Origin of the sequence: Shewanella maritima, assembly GCF_004295345.1 — a bacterium.
Lineage (GTDB): Bacteria > Pseudomonadota > Gammaproteobacteria > Enterobacterales > Shewanellaceae > Shewanella > Shewanella maritima.
On record NZ_CP036200.1, the window covers coordinates 2,085,648 to 2,101,342 of the forward strand.

The 15,695-nt window shown below is 45.6% G+C and carries 13 protein-coding genes; 4 read left to right on the forward strand and 9 right to left on the reverse strand.

Going from position 1 to position 15,695, the window contains the following annotated elements:
* Positions 1-2: 2 nt before the first annotated feature.
* Complete coding sequence (locus tag EXU30_RS08840) at positions 3-926, reverse strand: LysR family transcriptional regulator (RefSeq protein ID WP_130599257.1); 924 nt, start codon at positions 924-926, stop codon at positions 3-5.
* Positions 927-1,195: 269 nt separating this feature from the next.
* Between EXU30_RS08840 and EXU30_RS08845 the strand changes: the two genes are divergently transcribed.
* Entirely contained in the window at positions 1,196-2,278 is a 1,083-nt protein-coding gene (locus EXU30_RS08845; protein WP_130599259.1) for an efflux RND transporter periplasmic adaptor subunit, read from the forward strand.
* A 3-nt stretch (positions 2,279-2,281) separates the two neighbouring features.
* Positions 2,282-5,356, forward strand: coding sequence for an efflux RND transporter permease subunit (locus tag EXU30_RS08850; protein ID WP_130599261.1), 3,075 nt, complete (start codon positions 2,282-2,284; stop codon positions 5,354-5,356).
* Positions 5,357-5,690: 334 nt separating this feature from the next.
* Here EXU30_RS08850 and EXU30_RS08855 read toward each other — a convergent pair whose 3' ends face one another.
* Together EXU30_RS08855 and EXU30_RS08860 are read right to left on the reverse strand one after the other, a co-directional pair.
* Entirely contained in the window at positions 5,691-7,307 is a 1,617-nt protein-coding gene (locus EXU30_RS08855) for a PepSY-associated TM helix domain-containing protein (protein WP_130599263.1), read from the reverse strand.
* Positions 7,304-7,603, reverse strand: a complete 300-nt coding sequence (locus EXU30_RS08860; RefSeq protein WP_130599265.1) for a hypothetical protein — start codon at positions 7,601-7,603, stop codon at positions 7,304-7,306. Before EXU30_RS08860 ends, EXU30_RS08855 begins: the two co-directional genes overlap by 4 nt.
* A gap of 422 nt (positions 7,604-8,025) precedes the next feature.
* Here EXU30_RS08860 and EXU30_RS08865 point away from each other — a divergent pair, with 422 nt between their 5' ends.
* Positions 8,026-10,074 (forward strand): TonB-dependent receptor, encoded by a 2,049-nt coding sequence (locus EXU30_RS08865; protein WP_130599267.1) that lies wholly within the window; start codon positions 8,026-8,028, stop codon positions 10,072-10,074.
* Positions 10,075-10,505: 431 nt separating this feature from the next.
* On the opposite strand, the gene EXU30_RS08870 is transcribed toward EXU30_RS08865, so the two are convergent.
* Genes EXU30_RS08870 through EXU30_RS08890 form a run of 5 tightly spaced genes read right to left on the reverse strand, consistent with a single transcriptional unit; the run spans position 10,506 to position 14,427 of the window.
* Entirely contained in the window at positions 10,506-12,575 is a 2,070-nt protein-coding gene (locus EXU30_RS08870) for a heavy metal translocating P-type ATPase (protein WP_130599269.1), read from the reverse strand.
* Positions 12,575-12,940: a YtxH domain-containing protein gene (locus EXU30_RS08875; protein ID WP_130599271.1), complete on the reverse strand. Its 366-nt coding sequence runs from the start codon at positions 12,938-12,940 to the stop codon at positions 12,575-12,577. Before EXU30_RS08875 ends, EXU30_RS08870 begins: the two co-directional genes overlap by 1 nt.
* Positions 12,933-13,238 carry a magnetosome protein MamC family protein gene (locus EXU30_RS08880; RefSeq protein WP_130599273.1) on the reverse strand — a complete coding sequence of 102 codons (306 nt, stop codon included), beginning with the start codon at positions 13,236-13,238 and terminating at the stop codon, positions 12,933-12,935. Before EXU30_RS08880 ends, EXU30_RS08875 begins: the two co-directional genes overlap by 8 nt.
* The gene (locus tag EXU30_RS20380; RefSeq protein ID WP_207234109.1) at positions 13,235-14,098 is read right to left on the reverse strand and encodes a YtxH domain-containing protein; all 864 of its coding nucleotides are present in this window, start codon (positions 14,096-14,098) and stop codon (positions 13,235-13,237) included. The genes EXU30_RS08880 and EXU30_RS20380 overlap by 4 nt, the downstream gene beginning before the upstream one ends.
* Positions 14,095-14,427 carry an HMA2 domain-containing protein gene (locus EXU30_RS08890; RefSeq protein ID WP_130599275.1) on the reverse strand — a complete coding sequence of 111 codons (333 nt, stop codon included), beginning with the start codon at positions 14,425-14,427 and terminating at the stop codon, positions 14,095-14,097. Before EXU30_RS08890 ends, EXU30_RS20380 begins: the two co-directional genes overlap by 4 nt.
* A gap of 256 nt (positions 14,428-14,683) precedes the next feature.
* Here EXU30_RS08890 and EXU30_RS08895 point away from each other — a divergent pair, with 256 nt between their 5' ends.
* On the forward strand, positions 14,684-15,043 hold the full coding sequence (locus EXU30_RS08895; protein WP_130599277.1) for an HMA2 domain-containing protein: 360 nt from the start codon (positions 14,684-14,686) through the stop codon (positions 15,041-15,043).
* A 117-nt stretch (positions 15,044-15,160) separates the two neighbouring features.
* On the opposite strand, the gene EXU30_RS08900 is transcribed toward EXU30_RS08895, so the two are convergent.
* Complete coding sequence (locus EXU30_RS08900; protein ID WP_130599279.1) at positions 15,161-15,640, reverse strand: hypothetical protein; 480 nt, start codon at positions 15,638-15,640, stop codon at positions 15,161-15,163.
* Between the last annotated feature and the right edge of the window lie 55 nt (positions 15,641-15,695).

Genomic DNA, 15,695 nt, shown 5'->3' on the forward strand with positions numbered 1-15,695 from the left:
AGTTATGAACAAACAGACTTGCCCAAACCAGAGTCATTTTTGTCACAGCCAGCCATGACTACCAATACATGATCGATAAAACGCTGCGCAGCCAAGCTAATATAGCGACGTGAAGGGTAAACTAAGAAGCACTTACCGCGATAAGGAGGCATATCTTCAAACACACGTACTAGCTGGTTTGAATCTAAATATTCCTGACAATAAGGTGTTGGTAAAATAGTAATGCCGCGCCCACACAAAGCTGCCTCTAAGCTCACTTCAAGGTTGTTAACACAAATATTGCCGTTGAGTTTAAAAGTCACCTCGTCACTGTAAGGCACTTCATTAAATATCTTGCCATTGGGATAACGGAATAAAACAGTATTGTGCTCAAGTAACTCTGTAGCATTAGTAGGTAAGCCATATTTAGCCACATACTCAGGACTGGCAAAAAACTCGACCGCTTCGTTAATCACATGGCGGGCGACCATTTCATTCTCGTTAAAAGAGTCTTCAAGCATAAAAGCCAAGTCGATGTTATTGCGGATCATGTCTTGCGGCTCAGCACTGACCATGATTTCTACTGAGATACTTGGGTTGGCATCCATAAACTTGAAAATTGCACGGGTAATATTGAGCATCTCAGGAATAGGAGCAATTAAGATACGTAGGTGTCCGGTGAGCTCAGATTTGGCATCAGTTAACTCAAACATGGTTTGTTCAAGCTCTGCCATCATAGCCGTACTCTTTTCATAGAAATGACTACCAGATGCGGTGAGCGTCATCGAGCGGCTTTGACGATGGAACAGCTTGACCTTTAATTCGTCTTCTAACTGCTGCAAGCGACGGCTCAAGGTCGACTTAGGCAAATTCAGAATATCCGCAGCCTCAACTAAACTGCCCGTTTCAACAACGCGATGAAACAACTTAATGTCTTCTGTTTTCATATATCTATTTAACCTAAACCTGAGTCATATAATCTCAATTAGTCACCAAGCAGACTAGCAAAGCCGATCCGCAATCTTCGGTCAGAGTCTGCGTAAGGCTAACTTATTGTTCACATGTCACCCTAAACTGCAACCGAATTGAGTTCCAATAAATGGAATCTTAAGTTTCATTATGTTCCGTTTTAATAAACTTTCAAGCCTGCTATTGTTGCGCCCTATCGCAACACGCACCAAAAATGCAACAACTGTCACCAATTGAGGCTTAATAAATGAAATTTCCGTTATCAACTATCCCATTAGTGTTGTTGGCTATCATCGCCACCGGCTGCAGCACTGAATCAATGGAGTCAGTGGAACAAACCATTCGCCCAGTTAAACTAATGACAGTGGGTGACCTCAACGGCAGTGCTATTCGTAACTTCCCGGCTAAAGTCCAAGCGACTAAACAAGCGCAACTGGCATTTCGCATTCAGGGGCAAATGATTGAGCAACCTCTTTTTGAAGGCCAACATGTTAAGAAAGGAGATGTGTTAGCGCGTCTTGATAGTCGCGATGCTCGCAACACCTTACTGCGTAGTGAAGCAGACTATGATTTAGCAAAGGCAGACTTTGACCGTATCGGCACGCTATTAAATCAAAAGCTAATTTCGCAAGCTGAGTTTGACCTGGCAAAAGCGAAGCTTAAGTCGGCCAAGGCAAACCTTGCCAACGCCAAAGACCAACTTAGCTACACAGAACTCAAAGCTCCTTATAACGGCACTATCGCAAAAATCGCCATTGAAAATTTCCAAATGGTGCAGGCAAACCAAACAGTGCTAACCATTCAAAAAGATAGTGCGATTGACGTTGTTATTCAGGTGCCTGAAACCCTAATCACAAGCTTCACCCAATTCGATCCTAATGCCAGCGTACAACCTCAAGTCAGCTTTGCAGGTAACAAGCAACACACCTTTGCTATGCGCCTCAAAGAGCATGCAACTCAGGTTACGCCAGGGACACAAACCTATGAAGTGGTATTCACCCTGCCAAAACCCAAGCTGGTTGCAGTGCTGCCAGGCATGAGCGCGGAAGTAAGCTTACCAGTGTTAACAGCACCACAGGATAAAGACATCACTGTAGTACCAAATAGTGCAGTGATTAAACGCGACCAAGACGGCAAAATGGTGGTGTGGGTATACCAAGAGCAAAGCGGCACCGTCACTCAACAAGTGGTGAGCGTAGGTAACATCACAACCGACGGCGTTGAAATCGTTAACGGTTTAAAGCAAGGCGAGCAAGTTGTCGTCGCCGGCATTCAATACTTATCACAGGACCAAGCAGTAAAACCTCTGCGCTGGCAGCGTGGAGTATAAGCCATGAATTTTGCTGAATATTCTATTACCCATAAGGTTGTTAGTTGGGTGTTTGCACTGCTGTTGCTAGTTGGTGGCAGTATTTCATTTACCCAATTAGGACAACTCGAATTTCCTGAGTTCACCATTAAGAATGCGCTAATTGTTACCGCCTATCCAGGCGCTGCGCCCGAACAGGTAGAGGAAGAAGTCACTCTGCCACTTGAAGACGCGCTGCAAAAATTAGATGCACTTAAAAACATACGCTCAATTAACAGCGCTGGCATGTCGCAAATTGAGATTGAAATTAAAGAAAACTACGACAAAGATGCTCTTCCACAAATTTGGGATGAAGTGCGTCGCAAAGTAAACGACACCATTCCTAGCCTGCCTCCGGGTGTCGCAACCCCAAGCGTGATTGACGATTTTGGCGATGTGTTTGGTATCTTGCTCAATCTGCGCGGTAAAGACTACAGCATGCGCGAGCTGCAAAACTACGCTGACTTTTTACGTCGTGAGTTAGTACTAGTAAAAGGCATTAAAAAGGTCAATGTAGCCGGCACTATTGGCGAGCAAGTGATTGTTGAAATCTCCAGCGAAAAGCTTAACGCCCTTGGGTTAAATCAAGACTACATTTACAGTCTGATCACCAATCAAAACGTAGTATCTAATGCAGGCAGCGCCCTTGTAGGAGACAACCGAGTACGCATTAGCCCAACCGGTGAATTTGATAGCGTTAAGCAAATGGAGCGCTTACTTATCAGCGCCCCAGGCAGCACAGATCTAGTTCATTTAGGTGACATTGCCACTATCTATAAAGACACCGAAGAGCAGCCGGATAATATTTACCATGCCCAGGGCGAGCAAGCATTATCGATTGGTATATCTTTCTCGAGCGGCGTTAATGTAGTTAAGGTTGGTGAAGCCGTTAATCAGCGCATGGCTGAACTAGCAAACGAGCTACCAATTGGTATGTCACTCGACACCGTCTATGACCAAAGCAAAATGGTTGATGAAACCATTAATGGCTTTGTTATTAGCCTAATGCAATCTATCGCGATCGTAATTGCGGTACTGCTTGTATTTATGGGCGTGCGCTCAGGTATCTTGATGGGGCTAGTATTGCTACTCACCATCCTTGGCACCTTTATCATGATGAAGGTGCTGAATATTGAGCTACAAATCATCTCACTGGGCGCGCTGATTATCGCCCTAGGTATGCTGGTTGATAACGCCATCGTCGTTACCGAAGGTATCTTGATTGGTATCAAGCGTGGTCAAACTCGTCTTGAAACCGCTAAACAAGTGGTGTCACAAACCCAGTGGCCGCTGTTGGGCGCAACCATCATCGCCATTATTGCTTTTGCACCAATTGGTCTATCAGACAATGCTACCGGTGAGTTCTGTGTATCATTGTTCCAGGTGTTGCTTATCTCACTATTTATTAGCTGGATAACCGCAATGACCTTAACGCCCTTCTTTTGCAACATGATGTTTAAAGACGGTGCGCAGGATGACAATGAATCAGACAACGACCCATACAAGGGAATCTTATTTACTGCGTATAAGTGGTCGCTCAAGCTAGCTATTCGCTTCCGTGCGGTCGCGATGATGCTGGTTATCGCTGCATTAGTTGTGTCAGTTTTAGGCTTTGGTTACGTAAAGAATGTGTTCTTTCCTGCATCAAACACGCCTATTTTCTTTGTTGATGTTTGGATGCCAGAAGGTACAGATGTAAAGGCAACTGAACGTTTACTACATGACATTGAAGCCAACCTAATGGCAGAGCAAGCTGAAAAGGACGTTGGGCTAGTTAATTTAACTACCGTGATTGGTCAAGGTGCGCAGCGCTTTGTACTCACCTATGCACCTGAAAAAGGTTACGCCGCTTACGGTCAGTTACTGTTAGAAATGCAAGACCTCACCACGCTTAATGACTATATGCGCACTTTAGAGCGTGAGTTAAGTGTGCGCTTTCCGCAGGCCGAGTATCGCTTTAAGTACATGGAAAACGGCCCTAGCCCAGCAGCAAAAATCGAAGCACGTTTTTATGGTGAAGACCCTAAAGTGCTGCGTGAATTGGCTGCCAAAGCTGAAGCGATTTTAAAAGCTGAGCCAACTGCAAATGGCGTGCGACACGACTGGCGTAACCAAGTGCCGGTTGTACGCCCGCAACTTGCCATGGCGCAAGCACGCGAAACCGGTATTAGTAAGTCTGACCTCGACAATGCGCTACTGACTAACTTTAGCGGTAAGCAAGTGGGTGTATACCGTGAACATAGTCATCTATTGCCGATCATCGCTCGCGCGCCAGCCGAGGAGCGCCTAGATGCCGAAAGCATTTGGAAGCTACAGGTATGGAGCGCCGACAACAATGTGTTTGTGCCTATCTCACAAGTGGTGTCTGAGTTTGAAACCGACTGGGATAACCCATTAATCATGCGCCGCGACCGTAAACGTATGATTTCTGTGTTAGCCGATCCGGTCAATGGCATCGACGAAACTGCCGATTCAGTCTTTAGAAAGGTGCGCCCACTGATTGAAGCGATTGAGCTACCAGACGGCTATGAGCTTGAATGGGGCGGCGAGTACGAAACCGCATCTGAAGCACAAGCCTCAGTATTTAGCTCGATTCCTATGGGTTACTTAGCAATGTTCTTAATAACTGTATTGCTATTTAACTCAGTCAGACAACCTTTGGTGATTTGGTTTACCGTGCCGCTGGCACTCATTGGTGTGGTATCGGGACTATTGCTATTTGACGCACCGTTTAGCTTTATGGCGCTACTTGGCCTACTCAGTTTAACCGGGATGATCATCAAAAACGGCATTGTGCTGGTTGACCAAATCAACCTTGAACTCAGCCAGGGTAAAGAAGAGCTGCAAGCGGTTATCGACTCGTCCGTAAGTCGTGTACGTCCGGTATTAATGGCTGCAATTACCACGATGCTAGGTATGGTGCCACTACTATCTGATGCCTTCTTTGGCTCAATGGCAATTACCATTATCTTCGGTTTAGGTTTTGCCTCAGTGCTAACCCTAATTGTGTTGCCAGTGGCCTACACCATAGCCTTTAGAATTCCCTATAAAGCAAGCTAAACAAGGTAGCTTTGTGTGGCCCCGTAGGAGGGAATTTAATCAGCTGTAGTGATAGCATCCAGTTGTAATGACATTTAAGTCATTGAAAACGTGGATGTTTTCGTCGAGCCCACAGGATGTGCTTGCTGCGAGCTTTAAATGTCATTGCAACGTGAGCCAACAATCAAAGCTACCATATCTGGAAAACACTTGAGTTTACAGGCAAAGCCTAGTCGAATGATATCCACCTACTAAAGTAAGTAGTTTAGGGGCAAAAAAGAGGGGATGACTATATGTCATCCCCTTTTACTAATGACGTTAACACGTCGCTTTTGGGAGTCGGTTTTTAGGTAACTTAAGCCGTCACTTGTTGAAAGTCGTTAGACTCAAGTTCATTTTTACGTGGCAGTGCCCAAATAGAGTTGCGTTCACCATAATAAGCGCGGTACTTGGCTTTATTGGCTGTAACCATAAAGACTAGGGCAAACAACACCGCCATAAACTCAACCATTAAGCCACTTTGGGCGACTGTCCAAGTAGGCATACCCGGTACCACTAGTGCTAATAATGAAGTAACCGGTATGGCCACACATACAGCAAACAAGGCATAAAGTAAGTGAATTGCCGAGCGAGCTGCGCCGCGATAAAAGCTATAGCCAATAGCAGCAAAGAACACTGAATAATAAACCCATAAGTACGCATGGTTCAGCGGAAAATTAAGTAAGTACAACCACTTAGAAGCTACCATCGCGCTGCCAATTCCAAGCATGGCACCTAAGCAAACGCCAATGGTAAGCGCAGCCATCACTTTCACTGATTTTCGCTGTTCACCTTTTTTCTCGCGGCGCTTTTCAAGCCAAAGTAAGTTGCCACTGTAAAATAAGAATGCCCCTAGCAAGCCCATGGCAAAGTACATCCAACGGCCATAGTCACCAGCATAGTTACCAAAGTGCAGCGCAAAAAAGCTTTTCACCACAGGACCATATACCCCATGCTCAGGTAAATTGACTGTTGAAAAACCGACCGCCTGAGTAAAAGGGTGAAAGTATATGATGTCGTTATAGCCGCCACGAAGTGGGCGATCGTCAGCTGCTAAGTATGCCGCGACAGTTGGGTTTGGCGTGTGCAGCTGAGAAAACTCTAACTTTTCTAGCTTATAGTCTGGCGCCATTTGTTGCAGGTATTGTTTATAAACCACCATACTTGGCAGCTCAGCAATATCATATGTTTGCGTGCCCTTACCACCACGCTCAAACAGAGGTTTGTCGCCATAGACCACACCTAGACCACCGTAAAACGGGTCGTGAAAGGCAAACACCACAGCAGTCCAGGCAATCAACAGATGAAACGGCAAACTCACCACACCAACTAAATTATGGCTGTCTAACCAAAAACGGTTAGCACCTTTGTTTTGTCTCAAAGCAAATAGATATTTAACTAAGGTTGGCAACAAAACAATCACGCCTGAGATCAACGCGATGAAATACAACGCCGCCGCAATACCAAGCACTAGCACGCCCAAATCTTCATGACCGACTTTGCCAATAATACCCGCAGTGCGATGCAGCTGATCAATCAGGTCGCCCAACTCATTGGTCTGTGCACCTGAAATTTGCAGCTTATCTGCATCATCTAATGTGGCATAGGTCAGCTCATCGTTGAGCCTAACTAACTCACGACCACCGCCTTGCTCAAACCAGGATAGCGCAGCACCGCCTTCAACAAAGTTAACAATAAACCCCTGACTTGCCTTCTCATGGGTAGTGACGGCTTGTTCAATTAAGGTATCAATGCGCTCGTTACTCACTGGTTGGGCAATCAAGCTTGCAGGTCTTGCCCACTGATCGATTTGCGGCTTGAACATGGTCAAGGCGCCCGCGAAAAACGCAATAAATAACAACAGTGATGTGGTGATACCTGTCCAGGTGTGCACCGATTGATAAGTTCTTAGTACATCAGGGCGAATTTTCATTGTAACCACCACAAACTCACAAATATTAAATACACCACGGCGTTAGCTATTAATAACCACAGCAGCGCTGTTTTTGCCGTTTTAAACAAAAAGCCAAATGCTAATAGCGGCAACCAGATAACACTGAGCATCCACATATTAAATTGCACCTTCATACCCATCTCTAATCCACCAGGTCCAAACCAGGCAAACAGGGCGACAATGCCATAACTGAGCAGCAGCCCCAGAAAGAAACTAATCAGGCTTTTACGCCACCAATGGGGCTGAATTTTATCTTGAGGTAGTAAACGAGCCACTAGCGTCCCTCCTTAGGCTTAAGCAAGGTTGAAAATGGGACGCACATCATCAAGGTGATGACGGTGAACACCCAGGTAAAAATAGCTGCGATGGTTGTAAGCAGCTGCATCCAGCTTAGTAAAGCAAGCATTAATATACAGCAGCCTAGCGCAGCAAAAATGCGTGGGTGGGGTGCGCTCAACAAACGCTGATGCCGAGTGGTCACATAGATCAATATCACTCCAATTAGCGTGAGTAATACCGCCGAGATTTGAAACATAACTACCTCAAGGGTCAAAAAAGTTAATGAAGTTACAAAACTGTGACGATGATAAAATAAATGATAATGATTCGCAATTGCGTTAGCTCACACTTTCGAGTAAATTGATCCTGATCCCCCAATAAACAAGTGTTTAAAACAAGCGAAAGGATTTACGCTATTATGAAATCTCCCTCTTTTAAACTGCATCTACTTGCCAGTGCCCTACTCGCCACACCAGTTTTCGCATCAGCCAACGCGGGATTAGATGCTGAAAAAACAGAATCAATTGAAGTGATTAAGGTGTATGGCGAAAAAATTGAACGTAGCCTTAAAGACTCCACCTCTTCGATTTCTGTTATCGACAAAGACACCCTAGATAGTGGTCAGTACCAGTCTATTTCGAGCGTACTATCTGAAGTAGCCAATATTGTGGTGCTTTCAGGTGCTGTGCCTGATATTCGTGGTGTCAGCGGTAATGGCAGCGCCACCGGGTTTAACTCATTTTCAGGTGGTGCACGCGCACGTGTTACCACACTCGTTGATGGTGTAGCTGAGCCATTTGTTGCCGACCTAGGTGGCGATACCGGTATATGGGATATTCAACAAATCGAGGTTTACCGCGGACCGCAGTCAACCATTAATGGCCGTAACAGTATTGGTGGCACGGTATTTATTAAAACTGAAGACCCAACTTTTGATTGGCAAGGCGCTGCCCGTTTAGGCTATCGCAATCAGGACCAATTCATTGACTCGGCTGTCATGCTGTCAGGGCCAATTTTGGATGACGAGTTAGCATTTCGCATTACTGGGCAAAACGTCACCGGCGATAGCTATATCAACCATGTTGAATACCCAGATAATCCAAGCAAATTTGACCAGAGCGAGATCAAAACTAATCGCTGGCGCGGTAAGTTACTGTGGCAGCCAAGTGCGCTTGATGGTTTTAGCGCTAAATACAGCTTCTCAATCAATGATGAAAAAGGTAATTCAGGACGCAACTACTTCTCTGGTGAAGACCCATGGAAATATGAGCGAATTTTCAATCGTTACATCACCACCAAATCCAACACCCACTCGCTTAACTTTGACTATGACTTAGGTGATGGCAAAGCCCTCGATTTACTGGTGTCTTACATGGACTATGAGTGGGGATTTGACTCGTACGAGCCAAACCCGGCTCAAGAACAGCAAGTGATCATGGAGGATGCAAGCTGGACGGTAGATGGTAAATATACCTTTGGTTTGAATGACCCAAGTTTTAATGGTTTCGTTGGCCTTGCTTACTTTAAGCGCTCGCAAGATTTCGACAGCCAAGGCAGCTCTGAGTACTTTGGTGACGACAGCACCACCTCAAGCTCAATTTACAGTGAAGTGACCTATGAGTTTGTTGAAGATTGGCGTTTAACAGCAGGTGGACGCTTCATGCGTGAGGAGCAAACCCGTAACTTTACTTACCTGCCAATTATTGAAAAGCTCGATAACAGTGAATCCATCTTCCTACCAAAAGTGGTGCTGCAATATTTATATTCAGACACCACCACATTTGGCGCAAGTATTCGCCGCGGCTTTAACTCAGGTGGCGGCGCATTAGACTTCTTCGCCCAAGAATATTACTACTACGACAAAGAGTCGGTTTATACCTACGAGCTAACCTCACGCAGTAGCTTTAACAATGGTGATATGAACCTGAACTTCAACCTGTTCTACAACGACTATGACGGCTATCAAGCATCTAACAGTTTGCGCCGTATTACCAATGTTGAACAAGCGGTCACCTATGGTGTGGAAGGTGAATTTAATGCCATGTTGACCGACGATTTACAGCTGGTTTCTGGCTTAGGTTTATTGCGCACTGAAATTAAAAAAGCTGATGCTGATTACGGCGACATTATTGGCAACAAGCTTAACTCTGCGCCTGAATTTACCGCTAACCTAGGTTTAAAATACTGGTTTAGTGACGAGTTCACCGCTGGCATTTCTGCAAACTATGTCAGCGACTATTACGGTGATATCAACAATACCGAAGAACGAGTTGCTGGTGACTATGTGATAAGTCGTTTAAACATCGACTACCAAAATGACAATTGGCGCGTCAGTGGCTATGTAAATAACCTGTTCGACGAAAAAGGCATCACCTCATTAGAGCCAGCAAGTGGTCGCTACCCTGTAGGTTATGCCGCGATCGTTGACCCAAGAAATATCGGTGCAACAGTCACTTATAAGTTCTAATTAGTTACCAACTGACAAGTTCATATTAGGGTTATTTAGGTTAGGCTAATTTACTTGTATAAGTTAGCCTATACCTGAGCATACCTAAACCAACCGGTCTAATACAAAGATTAGATAGTACAAAACTTATACGCACTTGCTGATTGCCAGTGATTGATAGCTGTCGAAATAAGGCTTGCAGGTAAAAAAACACCTTGAAGAAAGTGCCCCGCCTAACCAGATATAGCAATAGCATCTAGTTGCGATGACATTTAAAGCCTTTGAAAACATGGATGTTTTCGTCGAGCATTCTTGTTAAACAAAGAGTGGATGTGCTTGCGGCGTGCTTAAAATATCATTACATGGCAGGCTCAACCTAACGTGTCATGTAAACAAAAAAGCCAGCGTTCAATTAAGTCGCTGGCTTTTTTATTGGATATACAATTGCTAACTTAGCCGTTTTTAATCGCCACTGAACGCGCCAAAATACCCAGTGTTGTGCCATTGTGTAGCAGTGCACTCATGGTTGGATTTAACCAGCCCATTGCCGCAGCTAACATAATGCCTGAGTTAACGTACTCAGCAATCTTGATGTTGGTATTGATCATCTTCATGGCGATTTTTGATAGCTGATAAGTCTCAGCCACACCATAAAGCTTGTCTTGCAACAAGACTACATCGGCAGCCTGACGAGCAAGCTCTGTGCCTTCACACATTGCCACGCCTACGTTGGCTTTGGTTAATGCTGGCGCATCGTTAACACCATCACCTACAAACATCACTTTATGTCCCTGGGCTTGCAGAGATTCAATAATGTCAGACTTAGACTCAGGTGTTGCCTCAGCAAATACCTTATCGAGTTTAAGCTCATCACCGAGCTTGTTTGCCTTGTAGACACTATCGCCTGAGATCATCACTAGATGCTTAATGCCAAGCTCACGCAGATCAGCTAAGGTTCGCTCAACATCATCACGCAGATGATCACGCAGACCTATCATTCCCATCAGTTCTTGCTGATGAGACACATACACCAGATGGCGGCCTTTCGCTTCGTACTCGCGAATTTGCGCTTCATAGCCGCTAAAATCCACGCCTTCATGGGACTCTAAGAAGTGACGCGAACCCATCACTAAACAGTGTCCATTAAGGGTGCTTTTAAGGCCGTGGGCAATCACATACTCCACTTCGCCGTGGTCGATATGTGGCAATTGATGATGCTTAGCCGCATTAACTACCGCTTGCGATAACGGATGGTTACTGTGCTCTTCTACCGATGCGGCAATAGCAAGTAAATCACGGGCGCAATTGTCACCATTACAGTTAAACGGCACCACATCGGTCACTTCCATATCGCCATAAGTTAAGGTGCCGGTTTTATCAAATACGCACACATCAACTTCGGCAAGCTTCTCGATGGCGCTACCACCTTTAAGCAAAATCCCCTGCTGTGCGGCGCGGTACATAATCGACTTAAAGGTCACTGGCGTACTGAGTTTAAGCGCGCAGGAATAGTCAACCAAGAATACCGAAGCAACACGGTTAATGTCTTGGGTAAGCGCAAACACAGCTGCGCCCATACCAAGGGTGATCTTCACCCGGCGATTGGCCATATCTTGAGTGACTTGCTGGATCTCACTCTTCTCACTTAGAGAATCATAGATAAGCTGGGCGATTTTAGCTGTAGTAGACTCACTGCCCACTTTATCAACACGCACTTGAATCGTGCCTTCAAACACGCTTGAGCCAGAGTAGACAACCGCATCTTGCTCACGGCGCACTGGCACACTTTCGCCAGTTAAGGCTGCTTGGTTAATTAACGCTGCACCGTCAATTACAGTGCCGTCAATTGGCACAGCATCGCCCGGTACTAGCTCAACAATATCACCAACATTTAGCTCAGTTGAGTTAACTTGCTTACGCTCGCCATTTGCCAGTACCTGCCATACAACCGCTTCAGTTGGCGTCATTAAGTCGGCAAGTAACTTGTCACTCTTGCGACAAGTTTCTTGCTCCATATACTCGCCTAAGCTGATCAGAGTTTGGGTCATCATCGCGGTTTTATAATCACCACGATATGCCGACAGCCCTACAGCAATGGCATCAAGCACTTCAACCGATACCTTTTTGTCGCGCAGCTCTGACACACCCTCTAATAAAGTTGGTGCAATCAAGGTGGCAGTCGAAATTGCGCCCCACTTACCCGGCAACATAGCCGCAGCAAGCGTGCCAATAGCATTCATGGCAATATCACCACGAGTAAACTGATGTTCAGTTTCACTTAGCTCGGCATCTGCGATATCTAGTTGAGCTAAACGCGCTTCAACGGTAGCTTTGTCGAGCAAGGCTTCGTCATATTCAATAACGATGGAGTAGGCGTCTTCATTCACGCGCACATCTTTAATGCCTTGAATACCAATTAAGCTTTGTTTGAACCAGTCGCTGGTATCAGCAAGCTCGGCGCTGCGTTCAAGCTTAAAGCGAATTCGCCCTGGAATATGATGCTTTATTCTAAGCGGCGTCATTATTCACCTTTGTGTAGGTTACGGTAGTAATCTAGCTCTGCTTGCGTGTCTTCTAAACGCTCTTTTAGCTCTTCGACTTCACCGCGAACTGCAGACCAGGCTTTTTCACCTGTTGAGCTTACGCTTTGCTGTAACTTCTTATTGCTCAGAAGGTAAGCTACTGCTGCACCTGCAGCCAAGCCCATCATAAAGTGGGTTTTGCTGTTTTGCTGCTTGTAAGGCTGTTCTGCGCCTTGTTGTGCAGGATCTACCTGACCTTGGGGCATTTGTGGTTGCCCTGCTTGCGGGTACGGTTGACCATAGCTTTGTGGACCATGATTATGTGGACCATAGTAAGGAGCGCCATAAGGAGGATATTTATTCATGGGAATTAGAACCTGAAAATTGATCGACAAGATATAAGCCTGCTGCGCCAGCGGCCAATATGGTCATTAAAGACAACGCAGGGCGACCTGCCATTTTGCCTGCGACATAAGTCGTCACACCGCCAATTGCTGCAGCCTGCAGCGCAGCCTTAGTAGCCTGGCTAACCAGCTGCTCCGCTTGTACATCACCTTGCTTGTATGACTTCCACTGCGTTGCCACCGTTGCGCCGCCGCCAACCATAGCGCCAACTAACATAGCGCGACTGGCAGGGCTTAATTGGTTGTAGGCATTACTCATGCTGGCTTAACTTCTTGCTCAGACTCACTGATAGCAACCACTTCTTCAGCAGCTTGCTCTACTTGTTCAACCTGCTCGTCCTGTTTGTAGTGACGCTCAACTGACTCTTGGAAACCCTGACGACCGGCGTTGTAAGTGTCTTTAAAGATTTCAGAGCTGTTTGATACGTTCTCTTTCACGCTGCTCGCGGTTTGAGTTGCGGTATCTTTTACCTTGCCGCCACCTGATTTTAGTAAATCACCAGCACCAGAAACGGCATTCATTAGCGTGCCACGTACTTTTTCATTGCTTAGTAATAGCGCCGCTGCTGCACCAACCATGGCGCCTTTCCAGAATTCTTTATCGTTCATACCAAAATTTCCTAAAAGTTCTTTAAACATTCCTGCTTCTTCACCTAACACGCCTTCAAGCATGGCTTGGGCTTGTTCGATAAAGGCATCGTTTTGCTCACTATTGTCAGCTTGGTTTGGTTCACCTTGAGGTGGAACCTGAGGTTGTGCGTAATGAGGTTGACCATGCTGGTACTGACCATAAAACCCAGGAGGCACCATGTGTGGTGGGTAACCGTTAGGGTGCATGTGACCGTGATGATACCCATGATGCGGATAGTGCCCTTGCGGTGGATAATGCCCTTGAGGAGCATAGTGCCCGTGTGGCGGGTATCCACTAGCTTGCTGTGGATGCATCCCTGGAGGAGGCATAAAACCAGCAGGCATTTGCTGGTATAGCTCAGCTAATTGTTGCGCCCAAGCTGCAATCTGCTCAGGATCTGCGGCATTAGCTTGTCCTTGCTGATTTTGCTGTGGGTCTGGCTGAGCAAATTGTGGCTGATAGCCATATTGCTGGTGTTCATGGCTCATAACTGGATTCCTTCACCAGATAAGTATTGGGCGATGGCAAAATAAGCACGCTCGGCTGCTTGGTCTGACTCACCAAATAGGTCATCAACAAGCTCAAGCGGTAAGGTATTCGCGTCATATTCAATCACGATACTGCCCGTTGCCTTGTTAAGCTTATAGCTGCGAAATGCCGGAATTTGTGCGATGACATCGTCAACGTTTTGCAGGTTAAACTGCATCAGCTGCGCAACAATGCCTAATTTATATTTCAAACGCACACGACCTGGAATGTGATGACCTATCACCACCCAGCGGCGCATCTTCATGACTTTTTCGAGATATTTTTCCATTCATACATTATAAAAGCTGACCTTTTAAACAGACTTGTTTGAGATCACGTTTCTAAGCTTCATATTGATGAAGTTAAAAAATTTACAATGTCATCAAGTAAGTTTTCTAATAAAAACGCGACGTAAGCGGCAATAACTAACAATCATTCTCAACTGAACCTTTACCCTGATACAGTCGGGTGTTAACATTGCTGATAATGAAAATGATTATCAATTAATTGCTAGTTACTAATATAGCTTACGCTGGAGGTATCGAATGAATTGCTATATCCATAAAACGGACAAACGTTTACGGGTTAGATCTGATTTTATTCGTAAAAATCCTTTGGAAGTTGCCAAACTGATTGAACAGCTTGAAGAAGTCGATGCTGTGCAACACATTAAGCACCAAAAATACGCAGGCTCTGTGGCTATCACCTTTGATGATCAAGAAATTAGCTGTGATGACCTGCTAGAGATTTTGCAAAGCCATCAATGGTTGCAAGAAGAAGGAAAATCATCTTTTGTTGAAAGCGCGGTTGTTGCTGGTACTAAAACCCTAGTTAAAGGCATTACAGGTATCGCCCTTTCACGTCTAGTTGGCCCTTCAATTAGCCGAGTGATCATGAGCGTATAGCGTCAAACTAGTAAGTTAGACACCCAAATTCATACAAAAACGCCTAGATAAGTACGTCACTTATCTAGGCGTTTTTGTATCTGGAACTGTTTTATACCAATTGGGATAAATAAGTGATCAGAGATTAAACTTCTTCATCGCGCACTTACAGTTGCCGCCCATTCTGGCTGGGCACTTTTTACAAGGTGGAGATTTAAGTGGCACTTGCGCAATGGCAATGCGCCCTGCAGCATTAGCTGAGCTTGCAGAGTGAGTAGCGGTATTCGCTGCGGCTATGCTTGAATTGGCAGCGAGGTTAGGTGTTGGGGTCACGCTGCGGCGGCTGATAGGCATTGAAACCGCGCCATCATTTAGCCAAGACATCACAGGATTAAGCGGTTGGATAAGCTCAGATACCATAGAGCCAATAACCTGCTCAGACAATTGTCCGACTTGCTCACGCAATTCAGGGTCCATCGCAGCAATAGCGCCCGGGTTTGCTGTCAGCGCATTCAGTTGCTTGAGTGACTTATTGGTCAGCTTCTGCGATTTCTTTTGTAGCTTCTGTGACTTTTTGTGGAGCTTCTTGAGCTTTTTAAGCGCACTCTTCGAACCCATGTGACTACCTTAACCCTATAATTTCCTTGCTCATAACCATTAGCAAGCCTTCTGT

Coding starts and splice junctions, on each gene's coding strand:
- EXU30_RS08840 (WP_130599257.1), bottom strand. CDS start 926: ATGAAAACAGAAGACATTAAGTTGTTTCATCGCGTTGTTGAAACGGGC.
- EXU30_RS08845 (WP_130599259.1), top strand. CDS start 1,196: ATGAAATTTCCGTTATCAACTATCCCATTAGTGTTGTTGGCTATCATC.
- EXU30_RS08850 (WP_130599261.1), top strand. CDS start 2,282: ATGAATTTTGCTGAATATTCTATTACCCATAAGGTTGTTAGTTGGGTG.
- EXU30_RS08855 (WP_130599263.1), bottom strand. CDS start 7,307: ATGAAAATTCGCCCTGATGTACTAAGAACTTATCAATCGGTGCACACC.
- EXU30_RS08865 (WP_130599267.1), top strand. CDS start 8,026: ATGAAATCTCCCTCTTTTAAACTGCATCTACTTGCCAGTGCCCTACTC.
- EXU30_RS08870 (WP_130599269.1), bottom strand. CDS start 12,575: ATGACGCCGCTTAGAATAAAGCATCATATTCCAGGGCGAATTCGCTTT.
- EXU30_RS08875 (WP_130599271.1), bottom strand. CDS start 12,940: ATGAATAAATATCCTCCTTATGGCGCTCCTTACTATGGTCCACATAAT.
- EXU30_RS08880 (WP_130599273.1), bottom strand. CDS start 13,238: ATGAGTAATGCCTACAACCAATTAAGCCCTGCCAGTCGCGCTATGTTA.
- EXU30_RS20380 (WP_207234109.1), bottom strand. CDS start 14,098: ATGAGCCATGAACACCAGCAATATGGCTATCAGCCACAATTTGCTCAG.
- EXU30_RS08890 (WP_130599275.1), bottom strand. CDS start 14,427: ATGGAAAAATATCTCGAAAAAGTCATGAAGATGCGCCGCTGGGTGGTG.
- EXU30_RS08895 (WP_130599277.1), top strand. CDS start 14,684: ATGAATTGCTATATCCATAAAACGGACAAACGTTTACGGGTTAGATCT.
- EXU30_RS08900 (WP_130599279.1), bottom strand. CDS start 15,640: ATGGGTTCGAAGAGTGCGCTTAAAAAGCTCAAGAAGCTCCACAAAAAG.